This window comes from Burkholderia sp. BCC0044, from assembly GCF_902832955.1.
Taxonomy (GTDB): domain Bacteria; phylum Pseudomonadota; class Gammaproteobacteria; order Burkholderiales; family Burkholderiaceae; genus Burkholderia.
On record NZ_CADFDO010000001.1, the window covers coordinates 275,319 to 295,936 of the forward strand.

The window sequence follows — 20,618 nt, forward strand, 5'->3', positions numbered from 1 at the left end:
CCCGTTGCGGAAAAGCGGGGCGACAGATGGCAGGCGGCGAGACGAGCGCATGATCCGACCCTTGCGAGCCGCGGGGAATCGCCGACAATAAAAAATCCCCGGCCCATGCGCCGCGCCTGTCGATTTCCCGATACGTCGCCCGTCGTATCGATATCGAGCGGGCAGCGCGCCGCGCCATGCGGCCGCCACCCGGTTTTCCGCGAACGGCGCAACGAACGAGGAGAGGCCACATGACACGCCACATGCCGGATTCACGATACCGCTGGGTGATCGTCGCCGCGGGCGGCCTGATGGGCTGCGTCGCGATCGGCGCGATGTTTTCGTTGCCGGTGTTCCTGCGGTCCATCGCACGCGATACGGGCTGGTCGATGACCGGCATTTCCGCCGCGATGACGCTCGGCTTCATCGCGATGGCGTTCGCGAGCATGGCGTGGGGCAGCCTGTCGGACCGCATCGGCACGCGCCCGGTCGTCGTCACGGGCGCCGTGCTGCTGTCGGCGAGCCTGGCGCTCGCGAGCCGCGCGCCGTCGCTGCTCGTGTTCCAGTTGACCTTCGGCCTGGCGGTCGGCGGCGCGACGGCCGCGATTTTCGCGCCGATGATGGCCTGCGTGACCGGCTGGTTCGACACGCACCGCAGCCTCGCGGTGTCGCTCGTGTCGGCCGGCATGGGGATGGCGCCGATGACGATGGCGCCGCTGGCCGCCTGGCTCGTGTCGGTGCGCGACTGGCGCACGTCGATGCTGCTGATCGCCGCGCTGGCGGCCGTCGTGATGATTCCGGTGTCGTTGCTGGTGCGCCGGGCGCCCGCGCTCGATCCCGAATCCGCGCACGCGGCGCCTGCGCCTGCGTCCGCCGGCGCGCCCGCCGCGATGTCGGTCGCGGAGGCGCTGCGCTCGCCGCAGTTCATGGTGCTCGTGCTGACCAACTTCTTCTGTTGCGCGACGCATTCGGGCCCGATCTTCCATACGGTCAGCTACGCGGTGACCTGCGGGATTCCGCTGATCGTCGCGGTGTCGATCTACAGCGTCGAAGGGCTCGCGGGCATGGGCGGCCGGATCGCGTTCGGGATCCTCGGCGACCGGCTCGGCGCGAAACGCATGCTGGTCGCGGGGCTGTTCGCGCAGGCGCTCGGCGCGCTCGGCTACTACTTCGTGCGCACGCTCGACGGTTTCTACGCGGTCGCGACGCTGTTCGGCTTCATCTACGCGGGCGTGATGCCGTTGTATTCGGTGCTCGCGCGCGAGAACTTCCCGCTGCGGATGATGGGCACCGTGATCGGCGGCAGCGCGATGGCCGGCAGCCTCGGGATGGCCGCGGGCCCGGTCGCCGGCGGGCTGATCGTCGATGCGTTCGGCAGCTACGGCTGGCTGTATCTCGGCTCGTTTGCGATCGGGCTCGGCGCGTTCCTGATCGCGACGATGTTCCGCCCGTTCGCGAAAGCGCGGCCGGAAACGGTGGCTGCGTAAGCGGGTACCGGGAGCGGAGCGACTCGTGTTTTCGCCGGGCAGGCAGGGGAGGCGCCCCATCGTCGTGGATAAAAAATGGGTCCGGATACTGCCGCCGTTTGCGGGCGTCCAACCGGCGCTCAGCCTGCTGCGGCGCAGCAGAGCGGCAACCGACGGCGATCGGCGCGCATGCGCTGCGATTCGGCCCCTAAAAATACAATATCGAGCATGTATTCGAAGGGCCTGTCATACCGGCGTCACCCTGCTAGAATTCGGCCTGCCGCATTGTTCCGATTGACTGATGAGATTGCTTGACGCCCTGGTCGAACAACGTATTGCCGCCGCCGCCGCGCGGGGCGAGTTCGACGATTTGCCGGGTACCGGCGCGCCGCAGGCGCTGGATGACGACCTGCTCGTGCCCGAGGAGGTGCGGGTGGCCAACCGTATCCTGAAGAACGCGGGCTTCGTGCCGCCGGCCGTCGAACAACTGCGCGCGCTGCGCAACCTGCACGACGAAGTGCAGGCGGTCAGCGACCGTGCCGCGCGCTGCCGGCTGCAGGCGAAGATCCTCGCGCTCGACATGGCGCTCGAATCGCTGCGCGGCGGCCCGATGGTGATGCCGCGCGATTACTGCCGGCGCATCGCGGAACGCCTGTGCGAGCGCGGGCTCGACGAAGCGCCCGCCGAAGCGGGGCCGATGTGACGTCCGACGCGCTGCACGACGCAGCACGCTCGGCAGCCGCCGCGGCCACTGACCCCGCCGCCGATTCTCCCGTTCCCGAACCCGCGCCCGTATCGGCGCGCGACCTGCATTTCATGCGTCTTGCACAAGCCGCCGCGGAAGAGGCGCGCGCGGCCGGCGAAGTGCCGGTCGGCGCGGTGCTCGTGCGCGGCGACGAGGTGATCGCCCGCGGCTTCAACCATCCGATCGGCGGGCACGACCCGTCCGCGCATGCCGAAATGGCCGCGCTGCGCATGGCCGCGCAGCATCTGCAGAATTACCGGATGCCCGGCTGCGAGCTGTACGTGACGCTCGAGCCGTGCCTGATGTGCGCAGGCGCGATCATGCATGCCCGCATCGCGCGGGTCGTCTATGGTGCGGCCGACCCGAAGACGGGCGCGTGCGGCAGCGTGATCGACGCATTCGCGAATCCGCAGCTCAACCACCACACCGAAGTGACGGGCGGCGTGCTCGCCGACGAGTGCGGCGCCGCGCTGAAGTCGTTCTTCGCCGAGCGCCGTCGCGCGCTGCGCGACGCGCGGCTTGCCCGCGACGCTGAAGCCGGCGCGTCATAGGCGCTTCCGCCGAGCCCGGCGTTCCGGGCGTGCACGGTTTTCGTGAACCGGACACGGTTCGGTCCCTCTAAGCAGGTTTGACGACCCCGACACCTTTCGCCATGTCCTTCCAGCCCGCCGCGTCCTACACCATCCGTCTGCTGGCGCCGTCCGGCTATCCGCACGATCCCGACGCGATCAACCGCGCGCTCGAGCGCCTCAGCACCGCGCAGCAGCGCATCGAGAACATCGAGGCGACGCAGCGGCGCTTCCAGCGCTTCGGCGGCACCGACGGCGAGCGGGCAGGCGACCTGAACCGCCTCGCCGATCCCGAGCGGCCGCTGCCGGACATCGCGCTCGCGGTGCGCGGCGGCTACGGCGCCGCGCGCATCCTGCACGGGCTCGACTATCGCGGGCTCGAACGCCGGCTGCGCGACCAGCCGGTCGCGCTCGTCGGTCACAGCGATTTCACGGCGATCCAGCTCGCGCTGTATGCGAAGGCGCGCATCACGACGTTCGGCGGCCCGATGCTGTCGGCCGACTTCGGCGCGGAAACGCCGAGCGACTTCACGATGCAGCATTTCTGGCAGACGCTGACGCAGCCGAGCACGACGATCGTCGCCGACGCGCCGCAGGTGCAGACGGCGAACGTGACGGGCACGCTGTGGGGCGGCAACCTCGCGATCCTCACGTCGCTGATCGGCACGCCGTACATGCCCGACATCGAAGGCGGCATCCTGTTCATCGAAGACGTCAACGAGCAGCCGTTCCGGATCGAGCGGATGATCTATCAACTGCACCTGTCGGGGTTGCTCGCACGCCAGCAGGCGCTCGTGCTTGGCCAGTTCACCGGCGCGCGGCCGTTCGAGTACGACAACGGCTACGACATGCAGGCGATGATCGACCAGATACGCGGGGTGGTCGGCATCCCGGTCGTCACGGGGCTCCAGTTCGGTCATGTGCCCGACCTGCTGACGCTGCCGTTCGGTGCACAGGCGCAACTGGTCGCGAATGCGCACGGGTTCCGGCTCACGTTGTCGGACTATCCGCATCTCGGCTGATGCCGGCGCGATCGATCGAAAGGCGGGGTTCCCGCCTTTTTCTTTAGGTATATACGCAACTAACGGTCCATCTTTTTCATCGACGCCCACACGATCTTCGCCCGGCCTTGCACCATTTTTGTCAACAAAATGGCGGACGGGTATACGACGAGAAGGGCGTCCGTCTTGCCCGTCAGGCTTGTATTGCATGGATTTCGTGCGCGTTGCACCGAATGGGGACACGCCGGCGCACGCCGATTGTGCGAAATCCCACAAAAGAATTGTTGACAATCTTTATGTCCACCCTAGGATGAGGACTATCACACGATGCAGACCATGAACGAGCCCGATTCCTCTCCGTCCGGTGCAGCCGGCCCCGAAGCGATCGCCGAGCGGATCCGCACCGCGATCCTCGAGCATCGGCTCGCGCCCGGCGCGAAGCTGACGGAGGCGCAGCTCTGCGACGTGTTCGGCGTGAAGCGCGGGACGATCCGCCAGGCGCTCGCGCAACTCGCGACCGACAAGCTGGTCGAGCTCGAGCCGAACCGCGGCGCGTTCGTCGCGAGCCCGACGCTGCAGGACGTGCACGAAGTGTTCGAGATGCGCCGGATCATCGAGCTGGCCGTGGTCGAACGGCTCGCGACCGGCCCCGGCGCCAGGCGGCTGAAGGGCGTCGCGGCGTTGATCGACAAGGAACGCAAGGCGTTCGAGCGGCACGACTTCGCGGCGTGGATCCGGCTGTCGGGCGAATTCCATACGGCGCTCGCGACGCTGATGGGCAATGCGACGCTCAGCGAGTGCCTCGAAGGGCTCGTCGCACGCTCGACGCTGATGTCGGCGCTGTACGAATCGCACGGGCGCAGCCCGTGCTCGTGCGACGACCACGACGAGATCCTCGCCGCGCTGGAGGCGGGCGATCCGAAGCAGGCGGTGACGCTGATGGCGCGCCACCTGCAGCATGTCGAACTGAAGATGCTGGACCGGCCCGCGCAAGGGCAGGTCGATTTGCGCGAAGTGTTCGGCGGCGCCTGAGCGGCGACGCGAACCCGGCCGCGCGCCACACGACGAGAGCAATGTAGGCCCGCGGTGTTTGCCGCGGGCCGCTGGTCCGACTCCGGGCGATGATCCGGAGCGATATCGATGACGGTGGAGCGGCCTTGCGGCCGCGTCAAGGAGAAGTCATGGCTCAGTTCAGTGTGGCGCACGACAGCGCCTATCCGGCGGAAGAAGGCGGCGAGGGCGGCGGTCCGGCACTGCCGGATGGTTACAGCGAACGTCTGTACAACGAAGATTTGGCACCCCTGAAGAATCAGACATGGGGTGCGTACAACATCTTCGCGTTCTGGATGTCCGACGTGCACAGCGTCGGCGGCTACGTGTTCGCGGGCAGCCTGTTCGCGCTCGGGCTGACGAGCTGGCAGGTGTTGATCGCGCTGATCGTCGGCATCGGCCTCGTGAACGCGCTGTGCAACCTGATCGCGCGGCCGAGCCAGCAGATCGGCGTGCCGTATCCGGTCGCGTGCCGCGCGACCTTCGGCGTGCTCGGCGCGAACGTGCCGGCCGTGATCCGCGGGCTGATCGCGATCGCGTGGTACGGCATCCAGACCTATCTCGCGTCGAGCGCGCTCGTGATCGTCGTGCTGAAATTCTTCCCGCAATGGCTGCCGTATGCGGACGTCCATCGCTACGGCTTCCTCGGGCTGTCGGCGGTCGGCTGGGCCGGCTTCATGCTGCTGTGGGTGCTGCAGGCGTTCGTGTTCTGGAACGGGATGGAGACGATCAAGAAGTTTATCGACTTCGCGGGCCCGGCCGTCTATGTCGTGATGTTCATCCTCGCCGGCTACATGGTGTGGCGCGCGGGCTGGCGCAACATCGGCCTCAACCTCGGCGGCGTCAAGTATCACGGCGCGGAAGTGATCCCGGTGATGATCACGGCCGTGTCGCTCGTCGTGTCGTACTTCTCCGGGCCGATGCTGAACTTCGGCGATTTCTCGCGCTACTGCCGCTCGTTCGGCGACGTGAAACGCGGCAATTTCTGGGGGCTGCCGGTCAACTTCCTCGCGTTCTCGCTCGTCACGGTGATCACCACCGCCGCGACGCTGCCGGTGTTCGGCGAACTGATCACCGACCCGGTCGCGACGGTCGGCCGCATCGACCATCCGACGGCGGTGATCCTCGGCGCGCTGACGTTCACGATCGCGACGATCGGCATCAACATCGTCGCGAACTTCGTGTCGCCCGCGTTCGATTTCTCGAACGTCGCGCCGCGCCTGATCAGCTGGCGCGCGGGCGGGATGCTCGCCGCGGTCGCGTCGATCTTCATCACGCCGTGGAACCTGTTCAACAACCCGGCCGTGATCCACTACACGCTCGACGTGCTCGGCGCGTTCATCGGCCCGCTGTACGGCGTGCTGATCGCCGACTTCTACCTCGTCAAGCGCGGCCGCCTCGTGCGCGACGACCTGTACACGATGTCGGAAAGCGGCGCCTACTGGTACACGGGCGGCGTGAACCGCCGCGCGCTCGCCGCGCTGCTGCCGGCCGCGGTGATCGCGGTCGTCTGCGTGATGGTGCCGGGCTGGCAGGGCGTCGCGAATTTCTCGTGGTTCATCGGCGCGGGGCTCGGCTTCGTGTTCTACCGGCTGCTCGCGAGCGCGAAGGCGTAAGGAGCGTGCGATGAAGATCCGACTGATCAATCCGAATACGACGCAGCGGATGACCGACGCGATGGGCCGCTGCGCGCGCGAGGTCGCGGCCGCCGGCACCGAGGTCGTGGCCGTGAGCCCGCCGATGGGGCCGCCGTCGATCGAAGGCTATTACGACGAGGCGCTCGCGACGCCTGGGCTGCTCGCCGAGGTCGCGCGGGGCGAGCGCGACGGCTGCGACGCATACGTGATCGCGTGTTTCGGCGATCCGGGCCTGTACGCGGCGCGCGAGCTCGCGCGCGGGCCGGTGATCGGCATCGCCGAGGCCGCGATGCATGCGGCGAGCGTGCTCGCGCCGGGCTTCTCGGTCGTCACGACGCTCGCGCGCACCTGCGGGATGGCGTGGCACCTCGCGGAGCGCTACGGGATGAAGCGGTTCTGCCGCAACGTGCGCGCGACCGACGTCGCGGTGCTCGAACTCGACCGGCCCGGCTCGGCCGCGCGCCGGATCATCGTCGACGAATGCCGGCGCGCGCTCGACGAGGACGGCGCGGACGCGATCGTGCTCGGCTGTGCAGGGATGGCCGAATTCGCGCACGAGATCGAGCAGCAGATCGGCGCGCCGGTGGTCGAGGGCGTCACGGCGGCCGTGAAGTGGGCCGAGGCGCTGGTCGCGCTGCGCCTCGCGACCGCGAAGCGCGGCGACTACGCGCGGCCGCTGCCGAAGCGCTACGACGGCGCGTTCGCCCGCTTCAGCCCGCCGGACGGGGACGCGGCGGAACCGGGCCCGACTTTGCCGCAACCGCACATACACACCGTCTGACACGCACTATCTGCGCCGCTGTATGGGCGCGTATCAACGTTTTCGCTACACTGGGCCGTCATCGCATCGGCTTGTGCGGCCGGCCGCCGGCACCGCGCAGTCGATGCGAACCCATTATTCGAGCCCGCTCATTCAGCCCGCTCCCGTTGCATTTCGAACCATGTCACTCGATCCCAACTATCCTCGCGACCTGATCGGCTACGGCCGCCATCCCGTTCAGGCGAACTGGCCGGGGCGCGCCCGCGTCGCCGTGCAATTCGTGCTGAATTACGAGGAGGGCGGCGAGAACTGCGTGCTGCACGGCGATCCGGGCTCCGAGCAGTTCCTGTCCGAAATCGTCGGCGCGGCCGCGTATCCGGACCGCCACATGAGCATGGAGTCGATCTACGAATACGGGTCGCGGGCCGGCGTGTGGCGCATCCTGCGCGAATTCGAGAAGCGCGGGCTGCCGCTGACGGTATTCGGCGTCGGCATGGCGATCGAGCGGCATCCGGAGCTCGCGCGGGCATTCGTCGAGCTCGGCCATGAAATCGCGTGCCACGGCTGGCGCTGGATCCACTACCAGAGCATGACGCCGGAACTCGAAGCCGAGCACATGCGCCTCGGGATGGAAGCGATCGAGCGGGTGACGGGCGAGCGTCCGCTCGGCTGGTATACCGGCCGCGACAGCCCCAACACGCACCGCCTGGTCGCCGAATACGGCGGCTTCCTGTACGACTCCGACAACTACGGCGACGACCTGCCGTTCTGGATGGACGTCGAAGTGTCGGGCGGCCGCACGTCGCCGCAACTGATCGTGCCGTACACGCTCGACACGAACGACATGCGCTTCGCGACGCCGCAGGGCTTCAATACCGGCGACCACTTCTTCGACTACCTGCGCGACGCGTTCGACGTGCTGTACGCGGAGGGCGACGACGCGCCGAAGATGCTGTCGATCGGCATGCACTGCCGGCTGCTCGGCCGGCCGGGCCGGTTCCGCGGGCTGCAGCGGTTCCTCGATCACATCGAGCAGCACGATCGCGTATGGGTGACGCGCCGTGTCGATATCGCGCGTCACTGGCGTGAACATCATCCGTATCAGCCCAATCATCGAAACGAAGGGAAAGCATGAAGGCGATGCGCTACACGTTGGAACAACTGAACACGATGGCGCCGAGCGCATTCGTCGCGGCGCTGTCGGGGATCTTCGAACATTCGCCGTGGGTGGCCGAGGTCGCCGCGGGCCAACGGCCGTTCGCGAGCATCGACGCACTGCACCGAACGATGTCGGATGCGGTGGAAACCGGCGGCGAAGCGCGCCAGCTCGCGCTGATCAACGCTCACCCGGAGCTGGCCGGCAAGGCCGCCGTGCGCGGCGAGCTGACGGCCGAGTCGACTCGCGAGCAGAGCGGCGCGGGCCTCGACCAGTGCACGCAGGAAGAATTCGACAAGCTGCTGACGCTGAACCGCACCTATCGCGAGAAGTTCGGCTTCCCGTTCATCCTCGCGGTGCGCGGTTATGACCGCCACGGCATCATCGCGAACTTCGAGTCGCGCGTGAATCATTCGCGCGACGAGGAACTGCGCGCGAGCCTCGACCAGATCTACCGGATCGCGCGCTTTCGCCTCGACGACCTGATCGACGCCTGACACCGCAATGCGGGCGGCTGCGCCGCGGCGGCCCGATCGCCTCACTGAAACAAGGAAACATCATGGCTGTTCCGCTTCTCGATCCGAATGCACCCGATTTCACGCGGCGCTACGTGAATCTGGCCGACCCGCGTCTCGGTGCGCAGGCGCTCGAGGCCAGCGACGATTTCTTCGCGCCGAAGGACCGGATGCTGAACCCCGAGCCGGCCGTCTTCATCCCCGGCAAGTACGACGACCACGGCAAGTGGATGGACGGCTGGGAAACGCGCCGCAAGCGCACGACCGGCTATGACTGGTGCATCGTCAAGCTCGCGCGCCCCGGCGTGATCAAGGGCTTCGACATCGACACGAGCCACTTCACCGGCAACTTCCCGCCGGCCGCGTCGATCGAGGCCGCGTTCGTGGCCGACGGCGCGCCGACGCAGGCGACCGAGTGGGTCGAGATCGTCCCGTCGACGACGCTGCAGGGCAACAGCCATCACTACGTCGAAGCGCGCGACGCGCGGGCGTTCACGCACCTGCGCGTGAACATCTACCCGGACGGCGGCATCGCGCGCCTGCGCGTGTACGGCCAGCCGCAGCTCGACTGGGCCGGCGCGAGCGCGACCGAGCAGTTCGACCTCGCGGCGATGGAAAACGGCGGTTACGTGGTGGCGGCGAACAACCAGCACTTCGGCGTCGCGTCGAACCTGCTGCTGCCGGGCCGCGGCGTGAACATGGGCGACGGCTGGGAAACCCGCCGCCGCCGCGAGCCGGGCAACGACTGGGCGATCATCGCGCTCGCGCAGCCGGGCGTGATCCGCAAGATCGAAGTCGATACCGCGTTCTTCAAGGGCAACTACCCGGATCGCTGCTCGATCCAGGCCGCCTATGTGTCGGGCGGCACGGACAGCTCGCTGATCACGCAGTCGATGTTCTGGCCGGTGCTGCTCGGCGAACAGAAGCTGCAGATGGACAAGCAGCATTACTTCGAACAGGAGATCGCGTCGCTGGGCCCGGTCACGCACGTGCGACTGAACATCATTCCGGACGGCGGCGTGTCGCGCCTGCGTCTGTGGGGGACGCTCGACAAATGAAGACGCTTGCCATCGAACCGCTGACCAAGGAAGCGTTTGCGCCATTCGGCGACGTGATCGAAACGGAAGGGGCGAAGCAGATCCCGATCAACCTCGGCACGACGATCCGCTTTCACGATCTTGCGAAAGTCGACGTGAGCGATGAAGGCGGCCGCACGCTCGTCAACCTGTTCCGCGGCCAGCCGCGCACGCTGCCGTTCGAAGTGAAGATGCTCGAGCGGCACCCGCTCGGCAGCCAGGCGTTCGTGCCGCTGAACGACCAGCCGTATCTCGTCGTCGTCGCGCCCGCGGGCGATCTCGATCCGGCGAAGATCCGCGCGTTCGTCACGAGCGGCTGGCAGGGTGTGAACTATGCGAAGGGCGTGTGGCATCACCCGCTGATCGCGTTGGGCGGCGTCAGCGACTTCATCGTCGTCGATCGCGGCGGCGACGGGCTGAACCTGAACGAGCAGGATCTGCAGGAGTCGCTGTGGCTCACCGAGGATGCGCTGGATGCGGTGACGGCCTGAGTTAGGCTGATCGTTTGTCTGTCTGTCGAGACCTGCGCGGCTTGCGCGGGTTTTTTATGTGCGGTCGTTTTCTCGCCGGTCAGGTCGCCGCGCCCTTGCGCGTATCGCGCGAACCCTGGCCGCCGCGCCGCCGGTTCGCAACCGGCGCATGCTGCGCCATCAGCCCGGCGACCCAGTCGACGAACACGCGCAGCTTCGCACTGACGTGCCGGTTCGGCGGGAACGCGACATACATCGGCATCGGTTCGAGTTGCCACGGCTCGAACAGCGGCACCAGTTCGCCGCTCGCACGATACGCGGCGGCCATGTAGTCGGGCAGCCACAGGATGCCGAACCCCGCGAGGCCGGCTTCGAGATACGCATTGCCGTCGTCGACCGCGAGCACGTAGCGCCCGCGCACGTTGACCTGCTCGCCGTCGCGTTCCATCGCAAACGGTAGCGTCTTGCCGGTGCGTGCCCACAGAAAGCCGACGACCCGGTGATGCGTGTCCTCGAGTTCATCCGGATGCGACGGCGTGCCGGCACGTGCGAGATAGGCGGGCGACGCGTACACGCCGAGCCGCAAGTCGCCGATGCGGCGCGCGACCAGCGCGCGGTCGGTCGGCTCGCCGCCGCGCACGACGCAATCGACGTTCTCGCCGATCACGTCGACCACGCGGTCGCTCACGCCCATGTCGAGCTGGATGTCCGGATAGCGCGCATGGAACGCGGGCAGCGCGGGAATCAGGATCAGCCGCGCGAACGGAGTCGGCACGTCCACGCGCAATCGCCCCCGCGGCGCCGACGCCGCGGCCGACAGGCTCGTTTCCGCATCGTCCATGTCGGCCAGCAGCCGCACGACGCGCTCGTAGTACGCAGCGCCGTCGGCGGTGACGACGACCTTGCGCGTCGTGCGGTGGAACAGCTTCACGCGCAGCCGCGCTTCGAGCTGTTGCACCAGCTGCGTGACCGTGGTGCGGCTCATGTGCAGCGTGTCGGCTGCCTTCGTGAAGCTGCCGGCTTCCACCACGCGCGCGAACGCCTGCATTGCGTCGAATCGATCCATCGGGTCGGGGCTCCGCGTCGGTCGCAGATTGTTTGGAGTGACCAAACAGTGTTGGACAGGGTTGCCGGTTTATCCGCCGCGCAACGGTCCTTAAAGTGCCTCCATCGTTGATGCAAGGGCATGTCGCCCGACAAGACCGATGGAGGTGTCGAATGGCAAAGCGTAGCGTAGTTTTTCCGCCGGGTCGCCAGGCGCTGTATGACCGCAACCGTTATTCGCCGGCGCTGCGCTCGAACGGCTTCCTGTTCGTGTCCGGGCAGGTCGGCAGCCGCGAGGACGGCTCGCCCGAGCCGGAACTGGGCGCGCAGGTGCGCCGCGCGTTCGACAACCTGAACGCGGTGTTGCGCGCGGCAGGCTGCACGTTCGACGACGTCGTCGACGTGACGGTGTTCCTCGTCGATCCAGAAGCGACGTTCGAGCGGGTCTGGGAGATCGTCCCCGAATACTGGGGCGACGCACCGCATCCGACGCTGACCGCCATCGGCGTGACCTGGCTGTACGGGTTTCAGTTCGAGATCAAGGTGATCGCGCGGCTGCCGGAGACGGTCGGCGGGTGAGTATTCGGCGCGCGGGTTTCAGGGTGGCCGCGCATCACGGCGCGACGGGCGGCTCGTGCTCATACGCACGATGCAGCAGCGCGGCGAGCGGCGAAGAATCGGGCAGCGTCGCCGTGCCGAGCCGGCGCACCGCGATGGCCGGCGTCCACGAATTCATCACGACGGCGCCGGCCAGCGACGGCAGGTCGGCCGGCGTGACTTCACGGTCGTGCTGCGCGACGCCAAGGCGCGCCAGTTGTCGCCGCAGGATGCCCATCGTGACGCCGCCGAGCATGCCGGCCACGGGCCACACGACCGCGTCGCCGGTCCAGAACGCCAGATTCCAGATCGAGCCTTCGCTGATGCGCGCGTGACGGTCGACGAACGCCGCATCGTCGAAACCCTGCGCGACCGCGCGGCGCAGGAAGTGCGTCTTCGCGACTTCGCCGACGTGCTTGATCGCCGGCAGCACGCGCTCGTGCTCGAACAGCGCGAGATCGAGCGGGCCCGCCGGCCCCGACGACGGCGCGGCGGTACGCACCAGCACGTCGAGTGTTTCGTCGTCGCGCGGCGCGACGAATTCGCCGGTCGTTGCATGAACGGTCGCGGTCAGCGACAGCGCCGACGGCGCGTGCTCGAGCGCGGCGCGCAGGAACGTGCGGATCCGTGCGTCGGGCAGCGCGTGCCCGAACAGAGCATTCGAGGCATCGCGCAGCCGCGCGAGATGCAGGTCGAGGCCGCGCACGCGGCCGTCGCGGACCTGCATCGCGGTGAAATGCGCATGACCCGCGAAGGCCAGCGCCGCGAGCGCATCCGGCGGGGCGGTCGTGCCATTGAGCTGAGCGACGGACGGGAACGATAGGGCGGTCATCGGGAAGTCTCCGGGTTCGGCCGCAAGCACAGGGCGCACGGCATCTTCAAGAACGGCTATTGTTTGCCGATTGATGGCGGCATGAAAAACGAGTAGTTTTCGAACGGTCATCAAATTTATTTTGAAGATCGATGGAACGCATGTGGCCCGGTACGCGCGCGCTGAGGACGTTCGATGCAGCGGCGCGGCACCTGAATTTCTCGCGGGCGGCCGACGAGGTCGGGCTGACACCGGCCGCCGTCAGTCACCAGATCAAGGAAATCGAAGCGCAGCTCGGCATGGATCTGTTCGTCCGCACGAGCCGCAGCATCCGGCTGACGCCGGCGGGTGTCGTGCTGGCCGCCGCGGCTGCCGATGCGCTGGCGGGCCTGCAACGCGCGACCGTGCGGGCGCGCCGCGTCGCGCGCGAGCAGACTGAGCTGCGCGTGTCGGTCGGCGCACGCTTCGCGACGCACTGGCTATTGCCGCGCCTGCCGCGTTTCAGGGCCGCGCATCCGGCGTTCGAACTCACGTTCGACATCACCGATCGCCTGCGCGATTTCGACGACGACGATGTGGACGTGGCGATCCGCTTCGGCACCGGGCGTTACCGCGATGCAGGTGGGCAGCGCCTGTTCGGCACGTCGGTCGTCGCGGTCTGCAGCCCGGCGCTGCTGTCGGGCGGGCGGCCGCCGCGCGTGCCGCGCGACCTGCTGCGCTACACGCTGTGCCACGCCGACTGCGAAGTCGATGGCGTGCGCTGGCCGCGCTGGTCGGCATGGATGGCGGCCGCCGGTATCGCGGGCTTCGACGACAGCCGGTGCGTCGCGTTTCCGGATTCGAGCCACGTCGTGCAGGCGGTGGTGGACGGTGCGGCGATCGGGCTGGCCGAACCGCACATGATCGCGCGCGATCTCGCGGAGGGTCGCCTCGTGAGGTTGTTCGACGTGAGCGTCGACGTGGCGCCCGCACTTGCGTATCACGTCGTGTATCCGCGGCACATGCAGGACGATCCGCGCGTCGTCGCGTTGCGTGCCTGGCTCGCCGAAGAAGTCGCGACGGTGCGCGTGTAGCGCGTGCTATCGTGCCCGCATCGCCACCATACGACGTCCGGTTCCGGGCGCGATCCTTCGATGAGCCAGCCTGAAAACGACCTCGCGGTCCTGCTGCGCACGATGCAGCCCGAACTGCATCCGGGCGCATTCGCGTTCGTCGCGCTGCCGCACGACGCCAACGTATCGTTATCCGAAGTGATGGCGACGTTTCGCGAAGCGGAAGGACTGACGGTCGTGGTCGATGAGGCGACGGCCGCGCGTCGCGGCTGGCCGGTGCTGTTCCGCGCCGCATGGATCACGCTGACCGTGCATTCCGATCTCGCGGCCGTCGGCCTCACGGCCGCATTCGCCCGGGCGCTCGGCGCGGCCGGCATCAGCTGCAACGTGATGGCCGCCGCGTACCACGATCACATCTTCGTGCCGGTCGACGACGGCCCGCGCGCACGCGACGTACTCGTCGCACTGCAGCGCGACGCGATGCGCGCGTAGCCCGCGAAGGGCATGCCGCGCAGGCAAAAAAAACGGGCCCGTGTGACCGGGCCCGCGAACGGAGAGAATGACGCCGGCGAATCACGTCCGGCGCCCGGCGGCTTACTTGACCGCGCCGCCCTCGAACCACGCGGCGAGCTTCACGCGCTCGTCGTCGGTCATGTGCGTGACGTTGCCGATCGGCATCGCCTTCAGGCGCACGGCCTGGTCGTAGATGCGCTGCGCGTTCTTCGACACTTCGTCCGGCGTGTCGAACATCACGCCCGCGGGCGCGCTGCCCATCAGCGTCGGCTTGGCCGAGTGGCACGCGACGCAGCGCTGCTGCAGGATCGGCATGATGTCGTTGATCGCGATCTTCGGTGCGTTGGCCGCCTGCGCTTCCGGCGCGACCGGCTTCGGCATCGTCCACACCAATGCGCCCGACAGCAGCGCGACGCCGCCGATCGGCAGGTACCACAGCTGCTTGCCGCGGTGACGCATCACGAAGAACTGGCGGATCAGCGCGCCGGCCAGCATGATCAGCACGAGCACGACCCAGTTGAACTTGTTCGTGTACGTCATCGCATAGTGGTTCGACAGCATCGCGAACACGACCGGCAGCGTGAAATACGTGTTGTGCACCGAACGCTGCTTGCCGCGCTTGCCGTAGATCGGGTTCGGTTCCTCGCCCTTGAGCATCTTGTCGACCATCTTGCGCTGGCCCGGGATGATCACGAAGAACACGTTCGCCGACATGATCGTCGCGAGCATCGCGCCGACGATCAGGTAGGCGGCACGGCCCGAGAAGATGTGGCACGCGAGGTATGCGGCGACGACGACGTAGAGGCCGACGCAGATGCCGAGCACGCGATCGTTGGTGCCGAGGATGCGGCACAGCGAGTCGTAGACGATCCAGCCGGCCGCGAGGAAGCCGAGTGCGGACGCGACGGCGACCACCGGGCCCATGTCGAGCACGTTCTTGTCGATCAGGTACGTGTTCGGCGCGAGCAGGTACAGCACGAAGAACAGCGTGAAGCCCGACAGCCAGGTCGTGTACGACGGCCACTTCGACCAGTGCAGGTCGTCGGGCATTTCCGGCGGGGCGACCGTGTACTTCTGCATGTTGTAGAACCCGCCGCCGTGGACGTGCCACAGTTCGCCGAACACCCCGCGCTTGCGCTGGTTCGGGTCGGTCGGCGGTTTCAGGCTGTTGTCGAGCGCGACGAAATAGAACGACTCGCCGATCCACGCGATCGCGACGATGACGTGCAGCCATCGCAGCGCGAGGTTCAGCCAGTCGGTGATGAAGCCTTCCATGAAACTCCTCCAGACTCAGATCGTTTGTCTTGATGCCGGCGCTGATTCGTCTGTCAGCTGCCGCGATAGGTGCTGTACGACCACGGCGACACGAGCAGCGGCACGTGGTAGTGCGAGCCGGTGTCGGCGATGCCGAAGCGCAGCACGACGCGATCGACGAAGCGGGGTTCGGGCACCTTCACGCCGAGCGCCGCGAAGTAGTCGCCGGCATGGAACACGAGTTCGTATTCGCCGGCGGCGAGGGCCGCGCCTTCGAGCAGCGGTTCGTCGCAGCGGCCGTCGCTATTGGTCAGCACGGTCTTGATCGCGCGGCGCGAGTCGCCGTCCAGCGCGTAGAGGTCCACCTTGATGGCGGCGCCGGGGCGGCCGTGCGCCGTATCGAGTACGTGGGTAGTGAGCTTTCCCATTCGTTGTTCCTTGTGTGAATGCGAGGTTCGGCGGCGACTCGATCCATGTCTGTGCGGCGGATCGAGGCTCCACGTCACGTGGCTACATACCCGTCGGCGAGAGTGAAGCGAGCGCCGTGCAGGCATTGTAAAAAGGTTCCCCGTGTAAATACGTGCGCGATATCGAAGATAATGCGCCGCGCATGAGCGGCTGTCGACGGCCCGCCGGACAGGGCTTCCAGCGCCGGTGGCGGCACGCGGCGTGGCATCGGGCGGCGTACCATACCAAATCCCTGAAGCACGGTATTCCGGATCGCGTATTGTGCGCGGCGCGCGCTTGGGCGATCCTCCCGCCGTGCGCGTCGGCCCGTGAGCCGCGCGTACCCCGAAGACGGCGAGCACGCCGGGTAACCGGGCCAGGGCGTTCGAACGGACGCAGGCACCGGGGCGTGCCGCGATTCAGCGTTCGAACGGCTGTGTGACCGCTTCCAGGGCAGCTCCTGGAGGCAGACCGACGCGGAGAACGCATGAATCTCGAGCAGCACGCTGGCGCACGCGCGCCGAACCTTTCCTCATCCCGCCCGAAAACCTTGCTGGTCAAGCACGCCGACGTGCTCGTGACCATGGACGACACGCGTCGCGAGCTGCGCGACGCGGGGCTCTACATCGAGGACAACCGGATCGTCGCGGTCGGCCCGAGCGCCGAGCTGCCCGATACCGCCGACGAAGTGCTCGACCTGCGCGGCCACCTCGTGATCCCCGGGCTCGTGAACACGCACCACCACATGTACCAGAGCCTCACGCGCGCGGTGCCGGCCGCGCAGAACGCCGAACTGTTCGGCTGGCTCACGAACCTGTACCGGATCTGGGCGCACCTGACGCCGGAGATGATCGAGGTGTCGACGCTCACCGCGATGGCCGAGCTGCTGCAGTCCGGCTGCACGACGTCGAGCGACCATCTGTACATCTACCCGAACGGCAGCCGGCTCGACGACAGCATCGGCGCCGCGCAGCGGATCGGCATGCGTTTTCACGCGAGCCGCGGCGCGATGAGCGTCGGCCAGCGCGACGGCGGGCTGCCGCCCGATTCGGTCGTGGAGCGCGAACCCGACATCCTGCGCGACACGCAGCGCCTGATCGAGACCTATCACGACGAAGGCCGCTACGCGATGCTGCGCGTGGTGGTCGCGCCGTGCTCGCCGTTCTCGGTGAGCCGCGAGCTGATGCGCGATGCAGCCGTGCTCGCGCGCGAATACGGCGTGTCGCTGCACACGCACCTCGCGGAGAACGTCAACGACATCGCGTACAGTCGCGAGAAGTTCGGGATGACGCCTGCCGAATATGCGGAAGATCTCGGCTGGGTCGGCCACGACGTGTGGCATGCGCACTGCGTGCAGCTCGACGATGCGGGCATCGGCCTGTTCGCGCGCACCGGCACGGGCGTCGCGCATTGCCCGTGTTCGAACATGCGGTTGGCTTCCGGCATCGCGCCGGTGAAGAAGATGCGGCTCGCGGGCGTGCCGGTCGGCCTCGGCGTCGACGGTTCCGCGTCGAACGACGGCGCGCAGATGGTCGCCGAGGTGCGCCAGGCGCTGCTGCTGCAGCGGGTCGGTTTCGGGCCCGACGCGATGACCGCGCGCGAAGCGCTCGAGATCGCGACGCTCGGCGGCGCGAAGGTGCTGAACCGCGACGACATCGGCGCGCTGAAGCCCGGCATGGCCGCGGATTTCGCCGCATTCGACCTGCGTCAGCCGCTGTTCGCGGGCGCGCTGCACGATCCGGTCGCGGCGCTCGTGTTCTGCGCGCCGTCGCAGACGGCGTACACGGTGGTGAACGGGAAGGTGGTGGTGCGGGAAGGGCGGCTCGCGACGCTCGATCTGCCGCCCGTGATCGAGCGTCACAACGCGCTGGCGCACGCGCTCGTGGAAGCGTCGCGCTGACGCGTCGGCGGGGCCGTCGGGCAGCACGTCGCGCAGCACGTTGCGCAGCGGGGGCGCGGCCATTGCGGCCACCACCCGCCGCGCAACGCGTCGCGGCCACGCGCAACGGCGTGACCGGCGCGCGCGTGGTGCGCGCCGTATGCGACTACGCCTCGATCAGCGTGCGGGTGGCTTCGGCGACGAGGCTGCGCAGCCAGCGCACTTCATCGGAGTAATGGCAGCGCTCGTGCCACAGCTGGTAGTACTGCATCGGCGGGAAGTCGAGCGGCGCGGGCACGACGGACAGCGGCAGGAACTTCGCGTAGTGATCGGCGAACAGCCGCGTGGTCGTGAAGATCAGGTCTGACTTCACGAGCACGTACGGCGCGAGGTTGAAGTACGGCAGCGTGACGACCACATGACGCTTGAGCCGTTCGCGCGCGAGATGCACGTCGATCGCGCCGCGCTGGCCGACCGAGTACGGCGTCGGCGCGAGATGCGGCGCGTTCAGATACTGGTCGAGCGTGAGCCCGCCGCGCTTCGCGAACGGGTGCGTGTTGCTCATCAGGCAGACGATTTCATCGACGAACAGGTTCGACAGGTGCAGTTGCTCGGGCGGCTCGGGCCAGTTGCCGACGACGATGTCGAGCTTGCCGTCTTCCAGCGCCAGCTCGTAGTCGAACGCGGGGCCGAGCGAGTGGAACTCGAGCGTCGCATTCGGCGCGGCCAGGCGGAAGCGTTCGACGACGGTCGGCACGAACAGCACGTTCAGGTAGTCGGGGCAGCCGATCCGGTAGCAGCGGATCGACGTGGCCGGGTCGAAGTTGTGCTGCTGGAACTTGATGCGCTCGATCTCACGCAGCGCGTTCTGCACGGGCTCGAGCAGGCGCAGCCCGTATTCGGTCGGCACCATGCCGGACTTGCCGCGCACCAGCAGCGGATCGCCGGTGATGTCGCGCAGGCGTCGCAGCGCGGCGCTGATCGCCGGTTGCGACTGGTTCAGTTTGACGGCCGCGCGCGTGACGCTGCGCTCCATCAACAAGGTGTGCAAGACGCGCAAGAGGTACGTGTCGATCGCCTCGCGTTGCTGACTCATGTTATCTCCGGTTTATATGGCTGGGCTGATCGAGGGATGGGGCGGGTATATCGTTTTTAATATGAACGAAAATCAGCGTCAAGAGATGGATACCCGCGGCTACCCGCCGGCGGCGGTTCGACAAGGGGCTTGAACGAGGTGAAAAGCGGGACGCGCCGCGCCGCGCGGGTCCGTATGGCACGGATCCGGATCGCGACGCGGCGGGTGAGGCGGCAGGCGCGTCAGTCGTCGATACGCATGCCGACCTTCAGCGTGACCTGCCAGTGCACGACCTGGTCGCCTTCGATGTGGCCGCGCGTTTCGGTCACCTGGAACCAGTGCAGGTTGTGCAGCGTCTTGCCGGCTTTCGAGATCGCGTTGCGGATCGCGTCGTCGCTCGATTGCTGCGACGAACCGGTCAGTTCGATCAACTTGTACACGTGGTCGCTCATGATGCGCTCCCTGGGATATCGGTCTGCAATTGCCGAGGCAAGGCGCGGTCCCGCGCCACGGTCCCGTGCGTGCCCGGCTTCTTGAGTGATAGGTATGATGGGCGGCAAGTGCAACCCATATCGGAGACGAGGAACATCGTGGAAGTCGGATTTTGCGGACCGGGATTGATGGGCGCGCCGATGATTCGGCATTTGCTGGCGGCCGGGCATCGCGTCGGCGTATGGAATCGCTCGCGCGACAAGGCCGACGCGCTGGTGAAGGACGGCGCGCAGGTGGCCGGCACGCCGCGCGAGCTGGCCGAGCGCGTCGAGACGGTGTTCGTGTGCGTGCTCGACGGCCGGGCGGTCGGCGACGTCGTGTTCGGCGAACACGGGCTGCTTTCCGGTGACGCGAGCGCGCGCCGCGTGCGGCGCATCGTCGATCATTCGAGCATTCCGCCTGCCGCCACGCGCGACTATGCGGCGCGCGCCGCCGCACTCGGGGTCGGCTGGGTCGACGCGCCGGTGTCCGGCGGCGTGCCGGGCGCGCAGGCCGGCACGCTCGCGGTGATGGCCGGCGGCCGCGCGGCCGATCTCGACGCGGTGCGAGCGCTGATCGATACGTACGCGTCGCGCATCACGCACATGGGCGACGCGGGCGCGGGCCAGACGGCGAAGCTGTGCAACCAGGCGATCGTCACCGCGACGGTCACCGCGATCGCCGAGGCGGTCGGTCTCGCGCAGGCAAGCGGTATCGACGCCGCACGGCTGGCCGAGGCGCTGGCCGGCGGCTGGGCCGATTCGGTGCTGCTGCAGACGTTCGTGCCGCGCATGACGTCAGGTGGTCATCCGCCGATCGGCGCGCTCAGTACATTTCAGAAGGATGTCGATGCAATTGCGGACGCCGCGCGCGACACGGGCGCGGTGATGCCCGTGTCGGCCACCGTGCAGCAGGTGCTGAGGCTCGGCGCCGCGCAGGGGCTCGCCGGCGCCGATTTCGCCGCGTTCATCGACATCGTGCGGCCGGGCAACGGCCGCCAGCAGGCGTCGTGACGAATAAGCGGGGCGTGTGAATGGCAGATGGGCCGCCC

22 protein-coding genes are annotated in these 20,618 nt (G+C 67.8%); 16 read left to right on the forward strand and 6 right to left on the reverse strand.

The window, feature by feature from the left end; genetic code table 11:
* The first annotated feature begins 242 nt into the window (after positions 1-242).
* The 11 genes from HWX14_RS01220 (at position 243) to HWX14_RS01270 (ending at position 10,445) form a co-directional block, all read left to right on the forward strand.
* Positions 243-1,466 carry an MFS transporter gene (locus HWX14_RS01220; protein WP_175882328.1) on the forward strand — a complete coding sequence of 408 codons (1,224 nt, stop codon included), beginning with the start codon at positions 243-245 and terminating at the stop codon, positions 1,464-1,466.
* 280 nt (positions 1,467-1,746) lie between these two features.
* Complete coding sequence (locus HWX14_RS01225; protein ID WP_012328731.1) at positions 1,747-2,148, forward strand: DnaJ family domain-containing protein; 402 nt, start codon at positions 1,747-1,749, stop codon at positions 2,146-2,148.
* Complete coding sequence (gene tadA / locus HWX14_RS01230; protein ID WP_175881229.1) at positions 2,145-2,741, forward strand: tRNA adenosine(34) deaminase TadA; 597 nt, start codon at positions 2,145-2,147, stop codon at positions 2,739-2,741. The genes HWX14_RS01225 and tadA overlap by 4 nt, the downstream gene beginning before the upstream one ends.
* A gap of 101 nt (positions 2,742-2,842) precedes the next feature.
* Positions 2,843-3,781, forward strand: coding sequence for a muramoyltetrapeptide carboxypeptidase (ldcA, locus tag HWX14_RS01235; RefSeq protein WP_175881230.1), 939 nt, complete (start codon positions 2,843-2,845; stop codon positions 3,779-3,781).
* A gap of 306 nt (positions 3,782-4,087) precedes the next feature.
* The gene (locus tag HWX14_RS01240; protein ID WP_175881231.1) at positions 4,088-4,792 is read left to right on the forward strand and encodes a GntR family transcriptional regulator; all 705 of its coding nucleotides are present in this window, start codon (positions 4,088-4,090) and stop codon (positions 4,790-4,792) included.
* Positions 4,793-4,941: 149 nt separating this feature from the next.
* On the forward strand, positions 4,942-6,426 hold the full coding sequence (locus HWX14_RS01245; protein ID WP_175881232.1) for an NCS1 family nucleobase:cation symporter-1: 1,485 nt from the start codon (positions 4,942-4,944) through the stop codon (positions 6,424-6,426).
* Positions 6,427-6,436: 10 nt separating this feature from the next.
* A complete protein-coding gene (locus tag HWX14_RS01250; protein ID WP_175881233.1) occupies positions 6,437-7,228 on the forward strand; it encodes an aspartate/glutamate racemase family protein in 792 nt (263 codons plus the stop codon).
* A gap of 160 nt (positions 7,229-7,388) precedes the next feature.
* Entirely contained in the window at positions 7,389-8,342 is a 954-nt protein-coding gene (gene puuE, locus HWX14_RS01255; RefSeq protein ID WP_175881234.1) for an allantoinase PuuE, read from the forward strand.
* Positions 8,339-8,860, forward strand: a complete 522-nt coding sequence (uraD, locus tag HWX14_RS01260) for a 2-oxo-4-hydroxy-4-carboxy-5-ureidoimidazoline decarboxylase (protein ID WP_175881235.1) — start codon at positions 8,339-8,341, stop codon at positions 8,858-8,860. Before puuE ends, uraD begins: the two co-directional genes overlap by 4 nt.
* 62 nt (positions 8,861-8,922) lie before the next feature.
* Complete coding sequence (gene alc, locus HWX14_RS01265) at positions 8,923-9,936, forward strand: allantoicase (protein ID WP_175881236.1); 1,014 nt, start codon at positions 8,923-8,925, stop codon at positions 9,934-9,936.
* Entirely contained in the window at positions 9,933-10,445 is a 513-nt protein-coding gene (locus HWX14_RS01270) for an ureidoglycolate lyase (RefSeq protein ID WP_175881237.1), read from the forward strand. The genes alc and HWX14_RS01270 overlap by 4 nt, the downstream gene beginning before the upstream one ends.
* 79 nt (positions 10,446-10,524) lie before the next feature.
* On the opposite strand, the gene HWX14_RS01275 is transcribed toward HWX14_RS01270, so the two are convergent.
* Positions 10,525-11,490 (reverse strand): LysR family transcriptional regulator, encoded by a 966-nt coding sequence (locus tag HWX14_RS01275; protein ID WP_175881238.1) that lies wholly within the window; start codon positions 11,488-11,490, stop codon positions 10,525-10,527.
* A gap of 152 nt (positions 11,491-11,642) precedes the next feature.
* On the opposite strand from HWX14_RS01275, the gene HWX14_RS01280 reads away from it, so the two are divergent.
* Complete coding sequence (locus HWX14_RS01280; protein WP_175881239.1) at positions 11,643-12,047, forward strand: RidA family protein; 405 nt, start codon at positions 11,643-11,645, stop codon at positions 12,045-12,047.
* Between the two features lie 34 nt (positions 12,048-12,081).
* Here HWX14_RS01280 and HWX14_RS01285 read toward each other — a convergent pair whose 3' ends face one another.
* Positions 12,082-13,008 carry an aminotransferase class IV family protein gene (locus tag HWX14_RS01285; protein ID WP_175881240.1) on the reverse strand — a complete coding sequence of 309 codons (927 nt, stop codon included), beginning with the start codon at positions 13,006-13,008 and terminating at the stop codon, positions 12,082-12,084.
* Between the two features lie 20 nt (positions 13,009-13,028).
* On the opposite strand from HWX14_RS01285, the gene HWX14_RS01290 reads away from it, so the two are divergent.
* Both HWX14_RS01290 and HWX14_RS01295 read left to right on the forward strand, forming a co-directional pair.
* Positions 13,029-13,949 carry a LysR substrate-binding domain-containing protein gene (locus tag HWX14_RS01290; protein WP_175881241.1) on the forward strand — a complete coding sequence of 307 codons (921 nt, stop codon included), beginning with the start codon at positions 13,029-13,031 and terminating at the stop codon, positions 13,947-13,949.
* A gap of 60 nt (positions 13,950-14,009) precedes the next feature.
* Positions 14,010-14,420, forward strand: a complete 411-nt coding sequence (locus HWX14_RS01295; RefSeq protein WP_175881242.1) for an ACT domain-containing protein — start codon at positions 14,010-14,012, stop codon at positions 14,418-14,420.
* A 102-nt stretch (positions 14,421-14,522) separates the two neighbouring features.
* Here HWX14_RS01295 and HWX14_RS01300 read toward each other — a convergent pair whose 3' ends face one another.
* Together HWX14_RS01300 and uraH are read right to left on the reverse strand one after the other, a co-directional pair.
* Positions 14,523-15,716, reverse strand: coding sequence for a urate hydroxylase PuuD (locus tag HWX14_RS01300; protein ID WP_175881243.1), 1,194 nt, complete (start codon positions 15,714-15,716; stop codon positions 14,523-14,525).
* Positions 15,717-15,769: 53 nt separating this feature from the next.
* A complete protein-coding gene (uraH, locus tag HWX14_RS01305) occupies positions 15,770-16,123 on the reverse strand; it encodes a hydroxyisourate hydrolase (RefSeq protein WP_027784716.1) in 354 nt (117 codons plus the stop codon).
* A 506-nt stretch (positions 16,124-16,629) separates the two neighbouring features.
* Here uraH and HWX14_RS01310 point away from each other — a divergent pair.
* A complete protein-coding gene (locus HWX14_RS01310; RefSeq protein ID WP_175881244.1) occupies positions 16,630-18,042 on the forward strand; it encodes an 8-oxoguanine deaminase in 1,413 nt (470 codons plus the stop codon).
* Positions 18,043-18,187: 145 nt separating this feature from the next.
* Here the strand turns inward: HWX14_RS01310 and HWX14_RS01315 are convergent, their stop codons facing one another.
* Complete coding sequence (locus tag HWX14_RS01315; protein WP_006478550.1) at positions 18,188-19,117, reverse strand: LysR substrate-binding domain-containing protein; 930 nt, start codon at positions 19,115-19,117, stop codon at positions 18,188-18,190.
* Positions 19,118-19,338: 221 nt separating this feature from the next.
* Positions 19,339-19,548, reverse strand: coding sequence for a dodecin (locus HWX14_RS01320; RefSeq protein ID WP_011549586.1), 210 nt, complete (start codon positions 19,546-19,548; stop codon positions 19,339-19,341).
* Between the two features lie 138 nt (positions 19,549-19,686).
* Here HWX14_RS01320 and HWX14_RS01325 point away from each other — a divergent pair, with 138 nt between their 5' ends.
* Complete coding sequence (locus HWX14_RS01325; RefSeq protein WP_175881245.1) at positions 19,687-20,580, forward strand: NAD(P)-dependent oxidoreductase; 894 nt, start codon at positions 19,687-19,689, stop codon at positions 20,578-20,580.
* The last annotated feature ends 38 nt before the right edge of the window (positions 20,581-20,618 follow it).